The organism is Candidatus Zixiibacteriota bacterium (genome assembly GCA_020853795.1).
GTDB lineage: Bacteria > Zixibacteria > MSB-5A5 > CAIYYT01 > CAIYYT01 > JADJGC01.
Genome location: JADYYF010000062.1, coordinates 1 through 17,685, shown reverse-complemented (window position 1 = coordinate 17,685; position 17,685 = coordinate 1). Strand labels below are relative to the sequence as shown.

General features: G+C 60.6%; 14 protein-coding genes. 5 read left to right on the top strand and 9 right to left on the bottom strand.

The window, feature by feature from the left end; genetic code table 11:
* Positions 1-34: 34 nt before the first annotated feature.
* The 3 genes from IT585_04390 to uvrC are packed head-to-tail and all read left to right on the top strand — an operon-like array spanning position 35 to position 3,455.
* Positions 35-997, top strand: coding sequence for a UbiA family prenyltransferase (locus IT585_04390; protein ID MCC6962472.1), 963 nt, complete (start codon positions 35-37; stop codon positions 995-997).
* On the top strand, positions 994-1,551 hold the full coding sequence (locus tag IT585_04385) for a C40 family peptidase (GenBank protein ID MCC6962471.1): 558 nt from the start codon (positions 994-996) through the stop codon (positions 1,549-1,551). The genes IT585_04390 and IT585_04385 overlap by 4 nt, the downstream gene beginning before the upstream one ends.
* 53 nt (positions 1,552-1,604) lie before the next feature.
* Positions 1,605-3,455 carry an excinuclease ABC subunit UvrC gene (uvrC, locus tag IT585_04380; GenBank protein ID MCC6962470.1) on the top strand — a complete coding sequence of 617 codons (1,851 nt, stop codon included), beginning with the start codon at positions 1,605-1,607 and terminating at the stop codon, positions 3,453-3,455.
* 27 nt (positions 3,456-3,482) lie between these two features.
* Here the strand turns inward: uvrC and mtnA are convergent, their stop codons facing one another.
* A complete protein-coding gene (gene mtnA / locus IT585_04375; GenBank protein ID MCC6962469.1) occupies positions 3,483-4,481 on the bottom strand; it encodes an S-methyl-5-thioribose-1-phosphate isomerase in 999 nt (332 codons plus the stop codon).
* A gap of 131 nt (positions 4,482-4,612) precedes the next feature.
* Here mtnA and IT585_04370 point away from each other — a divergent pair, with 131 nt between their 5' ends.
* Both IT585_04370 and IT585_04365 read left to right on the top strand, forming a co-directional pair.
* On the top strand, positions 4,613-5,383 hold the full coding sequence (locus tag IT585_04370) for an HAD-IIA family hydrolase (GenBank protein MCC6962468.1): 771 nt from the start codon (positions 4,613-4,615) through the stop codon (positions 5,381-5,383).
* Positions 5,384-5,512: 129 nt separating this feature from the next.
* Positions 5,513-6,481, top strand: a complete 969-nt coding sequence (locus IT585_04365; GenBank protein ID MCC6962467.1) for a PD40 domain-containing protein — start codon at positions 5,513-5,515, stop codon at positions 6,479-6,481.
* A 66-nt stretch (positions 6,482-6,547) separates the two neighbouring features.
* Here the strand turns inward: IT585_04365 and IT585_04360 are convergent, their stop codons facing one another.
* The 8 genes from IT585_04360 to IT585_04325 all read right to left on the bottom strand — a co-directional run.
* Complete coding sequence (locus IT585_04360) at positions 6,548-8,017, bottom strand: leucyl aminopeptidase (protein ID MCC6962466.1); 1,470 nt, start codon at positions 8,015-8,017, stop codon at positions 6,548-6,550.
* Positions 8,018-8,065: 48 nt separating this feature from the next.
* A complete protein-coding gene (locus IT585_04355; protein ID MCC6962465.1) occupies positions 8,066-9,895 on the bottom strand; it encodes a bifunctional homocysteine S-methyltransferase/methylenetetrahydrofolate reductase in 1,830 nt (609 codons plus the stop codon).
* 6 nt (positions 9,896-9,901) lie between these two features.
* Positions 9,902-10,867, bottom strand: coding sequence for a methionine synthase (locus tag IT585_04350; protein ID MCC6962464.1), 966 nt, complete (start codon positions 10,865-10,867; stop codon positions 9,902-9,904).
* A gap of 1 nt (position 10,868) precedes the next feature.
* Positions 10,869-11,837: a hypothetical protein gene (locus IT585_04345; GenBank protein ID MCC6962463.1), complete on the bottom strand. Its 969-nt coding sequence runs from the start codon at positions 11,835-11,837 to the stop codon at positions 10,869-10,871.
* Positions 11,838-11,953: 116 nt separating this feature from the next.
* Positions 11,954-13,255 (bottom strand): HDOD domain-containing protein, encoded by a 1,302-nt coding sequence (locus IT585_04340; GenBank protein ID MCC6962462.1) that lies wholly within the window; start codon positions 13,253-13,255, stop codon positions 11,954-11,956.
* Between the two features lie 72 nt (positions 13,256-13,327).
* Positions 13,328-16,045, bottom strand: a complete 2,718-nt coding sequence (locus IT585_04335) for a response regulator (protein MCC6962461.1) — start codon at positions 16,043-16,045, stop codon at positions 13,328-13,330.
* Between the two features lie 67 nt (positions 16,046-16,112).
* On the bottom strand, positions 16,113-16,265 hold the full coding sequence (locus IT585_04330; protein MCC6962460.1) for a hypothetical protein: 153 nt from the start codon (positions 16,263-16,265) through the stop codon (positions 16,113-16,115).
* Between the two features lie 161 nt (positions 16,266-16,426).
* A partial coding sequence (locus IT585_04325; GenBank protein MCC6962459.1) for a dockerin type I repeat-containing protein occupies positions 16,427-17,685 on the bottom strand: 1,259 nt, incomplete at its 5' end.

The window sequence follows — 17,685 nt, the reverse complement described above, 5'->3', positions numbered from 1 at the left end:
CCGTCCGCCGCCATATTAACTGTTGCGACCGGATATGAAGAGAATCATCGACTATATCTTCCTGATGCGCCCGATGCTGATCATCCCGGTGTGGACGATCGCGCTGCTCGGCGCCCGCGCCGCCCTCTGGCGCGAGCGCGGTTTTAGTCCCGTCACCCTTGACCACTTCCCCTTTGTCGGGCTGACCACCTCCGACTTGAATCTGTTGCTGATGTTGCTGCTCTCGACCCTGCTGGCCGGGGGCGTTTTCGTGCTCAACCAGATTTTCGACGTTGATTCCGATCGCGAAAACAAGAAGTTGTTTTTGATCCCCGAGGGTCACGTCTCAATTGGCGAAGCCTGGAACATCTACTTCTTTCTCACCGGCATCGCGCTGATCGGTGCCTTTGTTCTCAATTGGCAGCTCGGTTGTCTGTTCGTCGTCGGCGCCTGGTTTGGCTTTCAGTACTCGTATCCGCGCTTCAATCTCCGCGAACATCCCTACAAATCATTTCGCAATAACGTCCTCGCCCACGGCACGTTGGCCTTCCTGTTCGGCTGGGTGATGTACCTCAACTTCAACATCGAGGGCATCATCAAGTCGTTTCCCTACTTCCTCGCTGTCGGCGCAGTCTATCTGAACACCACCCTGCCCGACTTGCGCGGCGACACCGCGGTCGGCAAGAAGACGTATGCCGCCGAATGGGGCGTAGCCAAGACGCTGCGATACGCGGCCTGGATGGTCGTCGGCGCGTTGATTTTCTCGATCATGATCGCCGACTACGCCTTTGCCGTCGCCGCCGCCGCGTCCCTGCCGTTCTTTATCGCTGCCGCCACGACCAAATCGATCGCGACGGCGACGTTAGCGACGAAGGTCTCGATTCTCACGCTCTCGCTCTTTGCGGCCTTGTTTTTCCCCCTCTATTTGGCGATCCTGATCTTGACTATCGTCGGCGCGCGAATTTACCACTCCCGCAAGTTCAATATCGCGTATCCGGCGATCGTGGAGAAGAAGTGAAGCTCGCCGCGTCGCTCATCGGGTTGGCGGTAGCGCTGCTGTTCATCGGTTGTACTTCGGCCGTGCGCTATTCGACGCCTCCGGGCGGCGTTCGCGAGCGCGTCGCCGTTGATACTTTGCCCAGCGAACCGGCCGTCGAGGAAGAGCAGGATGAGCGTCCGCTTCCCAAAGAGACGCTCACCCGCATCGACAAGGCGGTGATGAATCGCGTGATTTCGCGCTACCTCGGCACGCCCTATCAGGATGGCGGCACGGGGACGCTCGGGATCGATTGTTCCGGGCTGGCCTATGTCGTCTACCGCGACTACGACGGTACGCGCCTGCCGCTCAATGTCCAGGCGCTCTATCGCCTCGACAACCGCGTCGGCTACGACGATCTCGCTTACGGCGATCTGATCTTCTTCCGCATCAACGACCGCCGCGTCTCGCACGTCGGCATCTATCTCGACAACGGCAAGTTCATCCACGCCTCCGAGTCGCGCGGCGTCGTCGTCGACAGCCTCAACGACGAATACTTCGCCAGCCGTTACGCCGGCGGCCGCCGCATCCACTAATTGCCGCATTTCCTCTTTGCCCAATTGCCGCCCGCACGCGTATTTTCTCTGCCATGAGCGAAATCTCGGCGCACCTGCGCGACAAGCTGGAAGACCTCCCGACCAAGCCGGGCGTCTATATCATGAAGGACGACGTCGGCAAGATCATTTACATCGGGAAAGCCAAAATCCTGCGCAACCGCGTCCGCACCTACTTCGCCCAGGCGCCGGAGATCAACCCCAAGGTTGCTGCGCTCAAGAGCAAGATCGCCGACTTCGAGCTGATCGTCACTGACAACGAGATCGAGGCGTTGATTCTCGAAGCCAATCTCGTCAAGAAGCACAAGCCGCGCTATAACATCAATCTCAAGGACGATAAGCGTTACCCCTTCCTGATGATCACGCAGGACGATGACTTCCCGCGGCTGGTCGTGACCCGCACCATGCGCCGCGGCGACGGGATCTATTTCGGCCCCTACGCCAACGTCGGCGGCATGCGTGAGACTTACAAAATGATCACGCGCCTGTTCAAGCTCCGCACCTGCAAGTTGAAGATCCCGCACCCCAAGGGCGAAGGCCGCTACAAGGTTTGCCTGCAATACCATATCAAGCGCTGCGACGGCCCGTGCGTCGGGCTGCAAAGCAAGGCGGACTACGACAAAGAAGTCCAGAAGGTCATCAAGCTCCTGCAGGGCAAGTCGGCGAGCCTGATTGATCAGCTTCAGGTCGAAATGAAGCAGCTCGCGCTCGACCAGAACTACGAAGAGGCCGCCCGGGTGCGCGACCAGATCCGCACGATCGAGGCGATCATGCAGAAGCAAAAGGTCGTCGCCGACCACGCCGTCAACCGTGACATCATCGCCTTTGCCCGCTCCGGCGGCGACATTGCCGCGGTCGTCCTGCAGCTGCGCGACGGCTTGCTGATCGGCCGCCAGAATTTCCACCTCAAGGCCGACGCCGGCGACAACGAATCCGACATCGCCGAATCGTTTTTCAAGCAATACTATCTCAGTTCAACGATGGTGCCGGAGGAAGTCTACTCGTCGTTCCAACCCGAGGACGAGAAGTTGATCCAGCAGTGGTTAACCCAGCGCCGCGGCGACCGCGTCGAACTGCAGGTGCCGCAGAAGGGCGAGAAACTGCGGCTGGTCGAAATGGCCGAAGCCAACGCGCGCCTGCTCCTGCAGGAATTGCTGAAACAGCGCCGGGAACGCGCCGGCAAACTCCCCGCCGCCGTCGCCATGTTGCAGAAGGACCTCTACCTCACGACGCCGCCGGTCAACATCGTCTGCTTCGATATCTCCAACCTGGGCCCGGCCGATCCGGTCGGCTCGATGGTCTTCTTCCGCAACGGCAAACCGCTCAAGCGCAATTACCGTCACTTCAAGATCAAAACCGTGGTCGGACAAGATGACTTCGCCATGATGCGGGAAATTGTCGCGCGGTACTTCACGCGCGTCCTGACCGACGAGGCGGAGATGCCGGATCTGTGCATCATCGACGGCGGCCGCGGCCAACTCGGCGCGGCGCTCGAAGCCCTCAAGGAAGTCGGTATTAACGACCTGCAAATCTGCGGCCTGGCCAAGCGTCTGGAGGAGATCGTCCTGCCGGGGGAGAAGCGCATGCTGTCGCTGCCGCGCACCTCGCCCTCGCTCAAGCTGATGCAGGCCGTGCGCAACGAGGCCCACCGCTTTGCGATCACCTATCATCGCTCGCTGCGGGACAAGAAAACCGAGCGCTCGCTGCTCGACGCCATCGCGGGGATCGGCGACAAGCGTAAGGAACAACTCCTCAAATCCTTCGGGTCACTTGAGGCGATCCGGGCTGCCGATGTTGAGGCGATCAACCTAATCGTGAAGAACAAACCGCTGGCGCAAAAAATCGTCAACTTCTTCCAAGCCCAGTCGATCAGTCCGGAACGCTGATCCCTTTTTCCGGCTCTCAGCCCCTGTCTACCGCTCGCCCCAGCGCTTGCACTTAATGACTTCGCGATCGGTGATGATCGCCGTGATGAGATTGTTGGGGGTGACGTCAAAGGCCGGGTTCGCGACGCGCACGCCGGGCGGCGTGATCCGCTGCCCCGCCAGGTGAGTGACCTCATCCGCACCGCGTTGCTCGATTTCAATGTCGACGCCGGAAGCGACCCGTGGATCGAAGGTCGAGGTCGGGGCCGCGACGTAGAACGGGATGCCATGATACTGCGCCAGCACCGCCAGCGCATAGGTGCCGATCTTATTGGCAACGTCGAAGTTGATCGCGATCCGATCGGCGCCGACGATCACGCAGTCAATCATCCGCTGTGCCATCAGCGCGCCGGCCATATTGTCGGTAATCAGGGTGACGTCCAGCCCTTCGCGCGAAAGCTCCCACGCTGTCAACCGCGCGCCCTGCAAAATCGGCCGCGTCTCGCAGGCGAACACTCCGAGCTTCTTGCCGGAGCGGAACGCCTGATAGATCGCTGCCAAGGCCGTGCCCATGCCTCCGGTCGCCAGCGCGCCGGCGTTGCAGTGCGTCAGAACGGTCCCGACCGCCGGCATCAAATCCATGCCGTTCGTCCCGATCCGCTCGCACATGCGCGCGTCTTCGTCGTGAATCTGCAGCGCCAGATCGAGCAGGCGCGCTTCCACGTCGGGCGAACCAGCGTAGGCGTGATAAGAAATCAACATCCGCTCCACCGCCCAGCTCAGATTGACCGCGGTCGGACGCGCCGACTTGATCTCATTGATCGCCACGGCGAACTCGACCTTGTTGCGACACTGCCGCGCGGCCAGGACGATGGCGTAAGCCGCCGCAATCCCGATCAGCGGCGCGCCGCGCACCTGCAGCGTTTTGATCGCCCGGACCAATTCGTGATAATCCTGAAGGCGCAGATAATTCTCGACCGCCGGCAGCTTGGTCTGGTCGAGAATCTCTACCTCTCCATCAACCCAACGAATCGTGGAGAAATTCAAAGCGGCAAAGTCCTTGTTAGTTGTTGCTCACCGAGCCCGCGCCTAATAAATGCGCATTTCCCTTAAAATCAATAACTCTTGCCGCAAATTGATCGCCAAGATCGCCGCTCGCACTCTATATTAGCCGGGTCATGGCGATTGACTTTCGCACCGTTCGCGCCGTCCTCTTCGATCTCGACGGCACGCTCACCGTCGACGGCGGCCCGCTGCCCGGCGCGGCCGCAACGCTACAGCTTCTGCGTGAGCGCGGCATCCCCTTCCGCATCTGCTCCAATACGACAACCCGTTCGCAGCGCAGCATGGCGCAGATGCTCACTGCTGCCGGTTTGCCCGTCGATCCCGATCAGGTTTTCTCGGCCCCCGGCGCCGCGCGCGAATACTTGCGGCGTCGCAAGGCCAGGACGTGCTGGCTGCTTCTGGCGGAAGATACACTGACGGACTTTTCTGAGTTCAACCACGACTCCGACGACCCCGAGTTGATTGTCATCGGCGATATCGGCGAGCGCTGGGATTATGCCCTGATGAACCGCCTCTTCCAGCTTGTCCGCAACGGCGCCGAAATCGTCGCTCTCCACAGAGGCAAATCATGGCTGACCGGCGGCCAAGTCAAACTCGACATCGGCGCCTTTGTCTCCGGCCTCGAGTATGCCACCGGCAAACCGGCCATCGTCATCGGCAAACCGAGTCGTGATTTCTACTTGATGGCGCTCTCAAGCCTGAAACTGCCGGCGTCCGAGGTCATCATGGTTGGCGACGACCTCGACAACGATGTCGCCGGCGCTCAGGCGGTCGGTCTCAAGGCGGTGCTCGTTACGAGCGGCAAGAGCGATTCGGCACCGGCTTTGATTCAGCCCGACCTGACGCTTAAATCGGTAGCTGAACTGAAAGCGCTATTTACTTGAATATCAATAAATTAGAGGCACGGCTTGACAACTGCTGCCACGTCCGTTTTTTACCGATAATCTGAAACAATGGCGCAGTTTCGAGTACAATTACGTGAGAATCATTTTTCAGTTCGGATAAGGAGAATCATGAAACGAGTTACCCTGATCGCGCTTGCCGCTGTCATCGCCCTCACCGCGACGATGTTCGCCCAGCAGAATATCAAGAAGGGCAATACGATTGCCTTTTTGCGTAACAACGATCTCTGGCTAATGGACGCCGACGGCGCCAACCAGCGCCCGTTCGTTACCGGTCTCACCAATGCCCGCGGCCGTTTGAGCTGGTCGCCGGACAACAAGAAGATCGTCTTCTCCCGTCGCGGCATGGTCACGCTTCAATACCCCGACATGGGCGGCCACCAACACGCCGTTTACGACCTGTTCTACGCCTATACCGATTCCAGCAGCAATTTCTGGGAAAACATCACCAACACGATGGGCGCGCAATATCCGGAATTTGTCCGCGACGGCAGCAGGATCATGTTTCTGCACGATCTCAACGCCAATCTCGCCAATGTCACCAAGCCGAACTACCGGCTCTGCTTCTACGATACCAAGACCTTCCTGCTGCGCAACCTGGAGATGACCGCCAGCTCCGACCTGATCGTCTCCTCGCCAACGATCTCACCCGACGGCAAGCAGGTCGCGTTTGTCGTGATGCGGATGCAGGGCGAACAATTTACACCGACCGGTATCGCCGTCGCTGGAGTGGCGGAGTTCCCCCTCAAGGACGAAGTCCTGCTTGAACGAGCCTCCAAGTTCAAGGGCGCAACGGCTCCTGCCTGGTCGCCGGACGGCAAGTGGATCGCCTACATGTCCAGCGACATGAACGACCAGTCGCTTTCGATCGCGACTCCCGACCTGAGCGATAAACGGGTGTTATGGAAGCCGACCGCCGGTCTGGGCTTCGCGGGTGGACCGGTGACCTGGTCGCCCGATTCGAAGTATGTCGCCTTCGCCACCCAGAACGGTTCGATCTATAAGCTGGCGATTACCGGCGGTGAACCCATGCGTCTCTCCGGCCCCGGTAACGACTTCAACCCCGCCTGGTGCAATTAGGCCGATTATTCCAATGATCTGTTGATGAAGGGCACGTGCAAACGTGCCCTTTCGTTTTCTGAAGACTTAGAGATTCGTCAGCGCTTCTACGACCGTTCTCATGCCGAATCCTGACGGCCCCTTCGGCGTGATTTCGGTTCCGCGATACTCATAGTCGACGGCGGCGATATCCAGATGCAGCCAAGGTATCCCGCCTGTGAACTTCTTCAATAACAATGCCGCCGTGATCGTCCCGGCCGGACGCCCGCCGGAATTGACCATGTCGGCGATATTCGACTTGATCTGCTGCTCATATTCTTCCCACAATGGCAGACGCCATATCTTTTCGCCCGTCGTCGCCGACGCCGCCGCAAACTTCTCCACCAGTATGTCCGAGGTCGCCAGAATCGCCGCACCCGCGTTCCCCAGCGCGACCGTGGCCGCACCGGTCAACGTCGCCACATCAATCAGATAGTCCGGCCTCGACTTGGTCGCGTGGCCGAGCACATCCGCCAACAGCAGCCGTCCCTCGGCGTCGGTGTTGATGATTTCAATCGTCTTGCCGATCGAGGTCGTGACCACGTCGCCCGGCTTGTATGCCCGCGAGCCCGGCATGTTTTCGCACGTCGGAATCAGCGCCGTCACCGCCAGGGCGGGCCGCAGCTGCGCCAGCGCCGCCATGGCGCAAATCACCACCGCCGCGCCGGTCATGTCCTGCCGCATCTCGAACATATTCTCGCCCGGCTTGATCGAAATGCCGCCGGTATCAAACGTAATTCCCTTGCCGACAAGTATCACCCGCTTGCGCGCCCGCCCCTTCGGTGTATAGTCGAGGCGAATCAGCTTGGGCGGCTCCGCCGATCCCTTCGCCACTGCCAGGAACGCCCCCATCTTCATTCTCTCAATCAGCCGGCGATCGTATACGGAAATCCTAAGGCCGTGCTTGCGCGCCAGTTTCCGCGCTTCGCCGGCCAGCGCCGTCGGCGTCAGCACATTTCCCGGAGCGCCGGAAAGATCACGGCAGAGATTCTGCAACTCGGCCAGGATCCGCCCGCGCCCGGCGCCGGCGCGCAGCTTCGCCACCTGGCGTTCCTGTGGCGTTAGCAGCGTGAGCTGCTGCACATCCTGCCGGCCGGCACTCTCGCTTCGAAAGCGCAGGTCACGATAACCGCCCAGGATGAAACCTTCGACAAACGCCTGGGCCGCGCGGCCTGTGTCGAGCGCCACCGGCAGTTGTTTCGGCCACAGCGTCACGACCCGGCCCATGGCGGCCTGACCGGCCGTGCCGCCGGCGCGCCGAATCCGATCCAGCGTCACCTCGCTCGGCCGGCCTAGCCCGACTAACAGCACCCGCGCAAATCTCTGCGGCGGATGCGGCACGAACGTGCCCCGCTCCAACGCTTCACCCTGAAAGTGTTTCCGGCGCCGCAGTTCCGCGATCTGTCCCTTCAGCAGCTTGTCCAGGTCCGCCGGCGCGGTATCTTCCTTTGTCAGCAAGACACACAAAAGGTCGCAACTCATCTTCTTGATATCGCTGAGATCGCAAGTGACACGCATGATGTCGTTCTCCCTGAGTAGAATTCTAATTGGCGGGAATATAGCAGATTACGGTTCGAGAACTTTGAGAATTGTATCGAAGCGGCCGAATGACGGCATCAGGTAGACTCCCTGCACCAAGTGGCGCGCCCGCTGCAGCAGCTCGCGGCACGAATCGACCCCGACCATCGCGGCGTCCTTGCCCGCCGCTTCCAGGCGTGCGCGCAACAGAGACGGAATCTCGATGCCGGGCACTTCGTTGTGCAGAAACTCGGCGTGGCGGTATGACTGCAGCGGCAGCAATCCCAGCAGCACCGGCAGCTTCAGATGCGCGGTGCGTTCGAGAAACCGCTCGAGCGGCTCCAATTCGTAGAGCGGCTGCGTCATCGCGAACTGCGCCCCGGCCGCCACCTTGCGCTCGAACCGTTCGACTTCGCGCTCCAAGTTCTCCACCGTCGGGTTGATGGCGACCCCGACCGAAAACTCGGTATTCGAACCGATCGGATTTCCGGCCAGATCGGAACCACCGTTCAGCTTGGAGATGATTTCCACCAATCCGATGGCGTCGACATCGTACACCGCCGTCGCGTTCGGATAGTCTCCCAGTGCCGGCGGATCGCCGGTGAGCGCCAGCACATTGCGGATTCCCAGCGCGTGCGCGCCGATCAAGTCCGATTGCAGCCCCATCAGGTTGCGATCGCGACAGGTGAAATGCAGAATCACTTCCATCTTCACCTGCGCGGCAATCAGTCCCGACACCGCCAGGCAGCTCATTCGCGTGCGCGCCATCGGCGAATCGGCGACGTTGACGGCGTCCACACCCGCCTCCTTCAGTTTCGCCGCCGCCTTCAGCACCTTCTCCGGATTCGCTCCCCGGGGTGGGTCAATTTCCACCGACACGACAAACTGCTTGCCCAACTTTTCCGCGAAGGCCGAGACTTTTCGCCCCGGTTGCGCCGGTTCGATGCGCTCGATCTCGGCGCGCGTCTCGTGGACGGCCGCCGTCGGGCGGGCAGCATCAATCGTATCCAGCACCCGCCGCATCGCGCGGATGTGCTCCGGTGTCGTGCCGCAACATCCGCCAATCAGCCGCGCTCCCAGGTTCAGAAACTTGCCGCAGTAGTCGGCGAAGTACTCGGGCGACGAGACGTAGAAAAACCGTCCTTCGTAATACCGCGGCAATCCGGCATTCGGCAGTGCCGACAGCGGCAAGTCGGTGTGTTGACGCAGCATGGCGAGGAAATCATAGATCCGTTGCGGTCCGACCGAGCAGTTCGCTCCCAGCACGTCCACCCCCAGCGCTTTGCCTGCAGCCAGGACTTCCGGGGGCGTATTGCCGCGGATCGTCGCCAGATCGTCGTTGATGCTTACCTGCGCCACGATCGGCAGCCGGCACAGCCGCGCCACTTCTTCAACCGCCAGCCGCAGCTCCTCGACATCCGGCATTGTCTCGATGATGAAGAGATCGACGCCCCCTTCCAGCAGCGCCTCCGCCTGCTCCGCGAAATACTCGCGCGCCGCGCCCGGGGAGATACCACCGAAGCGCCCGATCAACTTTCCCAGCGGCCCGATCGCTCCCGCCACGAAGATATCGCGCCCCAGCACTTCCCGGCGGTCGCGCGCGATCTTGACCCCCTTGACGTTGATCTCGCGCACGAAATCCCCCAGCCCGTGTTGACTCAGCTTGTAGCGATTAGCGCCGTAGGTGTTGGTTTCGATCAATTCGCTGCCGGCCTGGATATATTCATCGTGCACCGCGCCCACCAACTGCGGCGTGGTCAGATTGAGCTGGTCCAAGCATTGATTGAAGGAAGCCCCTTTCGCGTGCAAATACGTGCCCATCGCGCCGTCGCCCAGGATCGGCCCGGCGGCAATGCGCTCGCGAAACGTCTGACTCATGGGAAACTACTTCAGCCCGTGGCCGGCCTTGACGACTTCCACCGCTTCCACCATGTTGCGCAGCTTCGCTTCCGATTCCGCCGTCGTCCGCGTCTTCAGTCCGCAGTCCGGATCGATCCACATCAATTCCGGATCGAACACTTCCAGTCCTTTGCGGATTCCCGCCACGATTTCGTCGACGCTCTCGATCCGGTGGCTGTGAATGTCCAGCACCCCGAAGGCAATACGCTTGGTGAACTTGGGTTTGCGGAAAACGTCCAGATTGCTGTAGCCGGAGTTGGCGAACTCCAGATCGAGTTGATCCACCGGCAGATCGAGCAGCCGCGGGTAGATCGACTTAAAATCGCCGTAGCAGATGTGGGAGATTGTCATCGCGTTGATCCCCTGCGTCACGATTCCCATGGCTTCAATCGCGATCTCCAATTCTTCCGGCCGCGTCGAGATCGCCGGTTCGTCGATCTGGATATACTTGGCACCGGCCGCCTCCAGGTCGCGCACCTCCTCGTGCAGCAGCCGCGCAAACGCCAGCACCACTTCCCGCCGCGTCTCGTAGTGAGTGTTGAACGACCAATCGCACATTGTATACGGCCCGGTCAGCATCCCTTTGACCGGCCGGGAGGTGAGCGACTGCGCGTACTTGAACATCTCCACGGTCATCGGCTGCGGCCGCTGGAGTTCGCCCGCGACGATCGGTTTGCGGTAATAGCGATTGCCGTAGGAGCGCACCAGATCACTGATGCCCATGCCGACCAGCTTCTCGGCGAAATAGGTGGTCATGTCGCCGCGTTCCATTTCGCCGTGCACGAGGATATCGATCCCGAGATCCTCCTGCAGGCGAATCGTCTCGCGCGTCGCCTGCAACTCCAGCTCGTGCAACTGCGCATACGGCAGCTTGCCCGCGGCGAAAGCCGTCCGCGCTTTCTGCAGATAATCGGGCTTGGGGAAACTGCCCACACTTGTCGTTTCCAGCATGTTACTGCCCTCCGCGAAATGCCCGTACCGCGCTGCCCAGCAATGACAGTTTTGCCAGTGCGTCCCGATGCGGCAGAAATTCCAGACCGCAGGACGGGCTAACGTAAGCATCCGGGTGGCGGCCGCTGATCCGTTCCAATTGCGCGCGCACCTGTTCCGGACGCTCCAGCTTGATATTCCGCGCTTCGATGATACCGAAGCAGCGATTGTGTGCCGAGTCCAAATTTAGAGTGATATCCAGATTTCGCGGCTGAGAAACGCAGTCCACCGCAATCACCTGGCCGCGAAACTCCCGCAGGGCCGGCACCAGCCCGCTGATATCGCCAAAGTAGAAGCACAGCCAGAACTCCGCGCTCTGTCCGGCGATGACCTGATTGAGGGCCGCGATCGCCGCCACCCCGTACTCCGGCAGTTTTGGGAGACACGGCTCGTCAAACTGAATGTGCCGCGCGCCCGCCCTGATCAACGCCTCGGTCTCACTGCGCAATACCGACACCAAGTAGGCCATCAGCGTTTCCATCGAGCGATAATGCTGGTCTTCACACAACTGCGCGAAACTGAACGGCGCCGGCAGTACCGCCTTGACCGGACCGCCGAACTCCCTGGCCGCTTTGGCATGATCCGCCGCCATGATCGCTTCGCGCCAGCGCACCGTCCCCGTGACGCGGGGGCGGCGATAGTACACGTTGTTGTCAAACCACCGCAGCAGACCGCCGCTGTGGAAGCCGTCCAGCCGCGCCGCCAACGGCGTCACCAGGTCGTCCCAGCGAATTTGCCCGTCGGTCGGCAAGTCGATCCCCGCTTCGCGTTGTTCGCGCAGAACGCGCGCGGTTACCTGATCATAGGCCGCCGTCAACTCCGCGGCGGCGATCTCGCCCTTGTCGAAGCGATGCAGCATCTTGCGAATATTCACATCGCCCTTCGTGGACGAAAGCTTCGGATAGTTGCCAACCGTTGTAGTCTGGATCATGGCGTCATTCTATCTTTCACGGGTCTACATTACAAGCAATTCTTTTCGTCACCGGTCTGCAAGCAAAAAAGGGCGCGGAGTCCGCGCCCTGGTTTTTCCGTGTTTCGCCTCGAATCCTAAGAATTGACCATCTGCCGGTCGAAGGCTTCCATGCGCTCACGGATGCGCTCGTCGATGTTGATCGCATCAGAGTCGTTATAGAACTCCTGGTCGTCGAAACGCGACAGCGCCTTCAGCTCGGCCAGGACGGCCAGAATCTTGAGGATCGAGTTTTCGACCACCTTGAGCGAGACGTCGATTTTGCCGGTGCGATCGACGATTTCCTTCTTCTCGACCGCCATCTGCAGCAACTGCACGCGCCCGCTGATGGCCGTCGCGACGTTGTTCAGGTAATGCGAGAGCGTCGCGATGGCGATGTTCTTCGAACGCACCATCCCCGCCAGTCGCTCCTCGGCCAGCAGCTTGCCCGACAGCTCCTGGCGGTCCTTGAACAATCCTTCAATCGTCAGGTACGAGCGGCACAACTCACGGTTGGCGCGCGTGAGCAGGTCGGTCGAATTGCCGATGTCGATGCCGATGGTCGTCGCCGCTGCAACCGCTTCGTCGAGCAACTCGAAGGCCAGGCTATCCATAAACTCGCGATTGAATTGCAGCGACTCCGCCAGCCGCGCGACTTGATGCGAATTGCGCTCGATGTACTTGATGTTCGGCGTCTGGATGTTGCGCGCCAGAATATTGGCCAATTGCACGATCGCCAGCAGCCGGTCGGAATTGGGATTTAGATCGAGATGGTGATGCGAGCGGACAACGCGCTGCAAGTCTTCCGGCAACCGCCAGCGCGTGGCAATGATGCTGCCCAGTTCGGCGTGGTCGACGTCGAACACGCGGCGCTCGGCTTCGATGTCGTCGTCGCCGCTATTGATCATTTCCCGCACCCGCAGATAGGCCTCGGGATGCGCATTCATCATGTACAGCTTGCCCAGGTCATGCAGCAACCCGGCGACAAACGCCTCCTCGGTGTTCTTGATGCCGAGATTCTGCGCCATTTTGCGCGCTAACAGGCCAACGCCGATACAATGCAAATAGAATTGCCGCAGTTCCGGCTCGCCCAGCACCGAATCCTTGCGCGGCGGCACAAATACCGAAACCGACAGCGCAATGCACTTGATGGCATTCGCCCCCAGCACCCGGATTCCCTGATGTACGGTCTTGATCTGCGCGCTGCGCATATAGTAGCTGGAGTTGGACATCTTGAGCACGCGCGCCGTCAGGGACGGGTCTTTCAGGATGATATCAGCCAATTGGTCCGGGGAGGTTTCTTCCGAGGACACGGCTTCCAGGACTCGGATGAGCGTGTCGGGAATTGACAGTAAGTCCTTCGAGGCATCGATATTGTCAAGGAGGCGTATCTTTTCCATGGTTCTCCCGAATAGTAGATGTAGAGCCAATTCTATTATCGGAAGAACTTTGGCGCGCTTGAAGCTTGTCGATTATCCGGCGATCATTTCGCAGGCGGCGCCGATCATCTTGTCCAGCTGTTCCATCTTGAACGGCTTGGTTAGCACGAAGTCTGCCGCGTCGCTCGCCATCCGCTCGGGTCGTTGCAGCGAGTCCCATCCCGACAGGATGATTACCGGCGTTTGCGGCGCCAGCAACTTCACCTGCTCGGCAATCGACCAGCCGCTGATGTCGGGCAGACCCGCTTCGGCGATCACCAGATCGAAGTGCTCCTGCCGGAACAAGCGCAGGGCCTCATGGCCGCCGGCGACGGTGCTGATGCGGTGCCCCATCCGCGTGATGATATTCGTCAGCAAATCGCGAATTACTTCCTGGTCGTCGATCCCCAGAATATTCAGTCGGCGCCCCTTGTCTTTCTTGCGGTCGGCGCGGACGAAACGCCAGACCAGCGTTTCGACATTCCCTTCGCCCGGTGCCACCGCGTATTCCGCGGGCAGCGACCGAAATGCTTCGGGGAAATCCAGGGCCACGACCGCCGGTTGCCAGTCGCCGACGTCAACCCGTTGCTCGCGGAAACGCCGCATTTCAACCTCGTTCACCGTCAACTGGAAATAGCGGTAGTGTTCATCTTCAAAACTGGACAAGAATAGTCGTCGCCCGGCCCGCTCGGAGAAGAATGTCTTCACCAGCGCTTCGATGGCCGCCGGCACCGCCCGATTCTCGCCCGCCAAGGCGGCGGCATCAACATTGCTGTCGATACGATGCCAGGTGACGAAATCCAGCAGCGAGGTCCCGTTGCTTCCCACCGGCTCCGGTGGCGGCGCCGGCGCCGCCATGCGCCGCGCTGTCGTTGTCGGCACAATCGGATCGGGATTAGTCGCCGCCGGCGCTGCATTCCTGGTCCGCCGCGCCAATTTCAGTGTTCCGACATCCACTAACCGCCGCAGCAGTTCGAGGCTCTCCTTCGCCATCGGTTCGTCCGGCAGGCCCAGAAGGACGATCGCTCCCAGCGCTGCCTCAGGCGTTCGCATCGGCAGACTCCACAGCGTCACCGTTTCCGGCAATCCCGCCAGTGCTTTCGCCAACTGCATCTGGCCTTCTCCCGACACCATCGCAACCAGCTCGGCGCGCGAGAGACGTCGTTCGTTCTCCTCGCCAACCGTCAACCGGCCAATCCATTCCGTCAGCAACTGGCTCTGGCGCGCGCGCCCGGCCTCCGAACCGAAGCGCAAGCCCGATTGCTCAACCACCGGTTCGCGTTCGTCGCCGCCGCTTGCGAGCGCGACAATCCGCACCGTCGCTTGCGGCACCAGGCCGGAAGCGCTGTCGCTGATCGCGGCGGCAATTTGTTCCGGCGTTTCCGCCTCGAGAAGCTGCCGCAGACAAGCGTCCAATTGCGCCACCGAGAGGCGGAACCGCTCGCCTTCGCGCTTGGCCAGGAACAGGAAATGCAGATCGGCGAGATAGACCGAGGCCACCCGCACCGCCGACAGCTTTTCTTCGGAGAACTCCAGAGAGGCATTTTCGCTTTCCAATAGAAACACCAGATCGTCGCGGTCGGGATACGGTACCGGCACGAACAACGTCTGCCGCGGCATCGAGTCGAAACCGCGTCCGGCCGGCGCGGATTTTGGCGAGGTCAGCAGCAGCAGCTTGCGCTCCGACACCGCGCGATTCAAGCCCGGCAGTTTGCGTTGATCCAGCAGCAAACCGGTTTCGGCGCCGCCCGATGATGCCTTGACGCGAAACTCGCCGGCGGCGTCTTTGAACACCAACTTGATGCAATCCGCATCGAAGAACTTGCGGACGCGCTCGAACTCTACCGCTTCGCGCAGTTCCAGATTGCTGCCGATGCCGCGCCGGAAGAACAGCTCTTCCGTAATGCGCTTGGCCTCCTCCGACGGCCGCAGCCGGTCTTTCAGGCGCAGAATTTCCTTCTCGTTACGCGCGCTCTCGAGCAGGGTGGCGAGATGATTGGTCGCGACATTAAGGGCCGCGGCGCGCCGCTGATGGAAATGGAATGGCCGCGTCGAAAAGAGGGCCACGCTGCCGAGCACGCGGTCGCGCGCCCGCAGCGGATACACCGCCAGCGACAGAAACCCCGAGCCGGCGAACAGCGCCGCCGTCGCCTGATCGGTTTCCGCCACGTTGGTGATATTTTGCGTCCGCGCCAGTTTCTGCACGCGGCCGAAGACGTCGCCGGTCACGGCCAGTCGCTCGATGCGTTTGGTAATGTCCGGCGGTAGATTCGAATATGCCGCCAGGATCAGCTCTTCCGTATTTTCCTTGTAAAGCAGAACCGCTGCGCCGTCCGATTCCGAACGCTTCAGCAGTTGATTGATGGCGAGATTCAGGATTTCAACGAAGGAAAACGGCTGTTGCGAGAGATCCTGCAGGTTCAGGTAGAGCGCCCGCCACTCTTCGTCATCGCTCTTCTGCGTCTCGATCTGGTGCATCGACGAGACAATATTGCCGATCCCCCAAATCATCATCACCGCCCCGGCGGCAATCGTCAGTTGCGACAGCACCGTCAGCCAATACACCAGCTCCGGCACAAACAGATTGACGAACGCCGGCCAGCCGAGCAGGAACTGCAACACGCCGGTCAGCACCAGCAACCACAGCGCGAGCACGATTTTCGTCCAGCCGTTCGCCGCCAAACCGTGCAGCCGCGCGCGAAACTTCGGAACGACGAACAGCAGCCCCGCCGCCACCGCCACAATCACCAACCCATAAATATTCACGCGCATCAATCACCTTTCTCCGTCGATCCCGGGACCGGGACCGCCTGTGCAGTATTTCGGAAGAGCGCGCCGCTTAGCCGCGGCCGCGCTTTTTGATCAAGATTCCGAGTCCAAGCACCATTAACGCTACCGGCCACAGGACAGCCCCGATGTCGCCGCGAATGACGCCCAGATTCTTAAGCAAGAAGATAACGCCCAGTGCAAGTATGATCAGCCCGACAAACACGGCTACCCGCTCCCAAGGTTCGCTGTGATTAAACGGAATTAAACCCAACCGGCAAGCAGTTTTTTCTTCGGGCCGCCCGGGTCGGATTGCTGCAGAAGGGCCAAAAAAAGGGACTGCGGTGAATCACCGCAGTCCCAAATCCAGGCGTCCGTCAGCTCAGGCTAATACAAGCACGGCTCCGGACCGCCAATGAAGATCCAGTTGAGCAGGTAGACCACGTCGGAGATTGTGATTTGGCGGTTGCAGTCGACATCACCGGTAATGAAAATCGGCACCGGCGCCGGCCCGCCACTGAAGATGTAATTAACGATATAGACGCAGTCCGAGACATTTACGATGCCATCGCCGTTCGCGTCGCCAAAGGTGTAGATCCAGACCACCACCGGCAGGGTCAGCGGTGAATTGGAGGCGGTATTCGACGTAAACACGATCGAACCCGTGTGGCGACCCAGCGACAATCCGATGGGATCGCTGCGGACCATGACGCTATCGACCGTGGTCCCGGCCGCCGGTTCCGGCGTCAGGAACGGCACCGTCGAAGTCGCCGCCCAATCAACACAGCCGCCGAGCTGGTTGGAGATGTAGACCTTCTGATTCGCGCTTCCCAACTGCGTGTACTTGAAAATGTACAGCAGGGAGTCGCGCGACAGTTGCAGGACCTTCGTCGCCGGGGTAGCGGCCACGGTAAACGTCACCACGACTTGCTTCGGCGGATCCAGCGCCAAATCGGAACTGACGTAGATGGTGTCCATATAGACGCCCGGCCCCAGCCCCGTGACATTGACCTTGACCGTCACCGTCTGTTGACCACTGCCGGAACCCGGCGTTGCGCTCAGCCACGGCGCGTCGTAGGACAAGTGCCAGTAGAGCAACGGCGTCCCCAGCAACGGCGTGATCAGGAAGGTTTTGGAGGCAGTCGGCGGGTAGGTCCCGCACTCGACGCTGCTGAAGTTCAGCGCGCTGGTTGAGACCGACATGTTCTGCGGAACTTCCATCTTCCAGAACGTCACCGGTACCCGCTTCGGCGCATTGATTGCATTGGTCGAGTGGATCACGATCGTATCGTACTGCTTGCCGAAATCGACGACCAGACGGTTGAACGACAGCGTCACCGTCGACGGCGAGCCCTGTACCGTCGAACCGGTGTCGACGCTCAGCGACAGCCACGGCTTGGTCTTGGTCAACGACCACTGCAGCGTCCCGCCGCCGTCATTTTCAATCGTCAGAATGCGGTTGTACGGGTTCTGCGATTCCGAACCGATGGCATAGATGGAATCCGGCACGGGGTCAATCACCGGAAAGGCCGAGAAGATTTCGAAGACCACGACCAGGTATTGCGGCGAGTTGGTCGCGGTGCCATCGCTGATCGCCACGGAATCCTTGTACACTCCGGCGCCGAGTGCCGTGTTGTCGACGGATA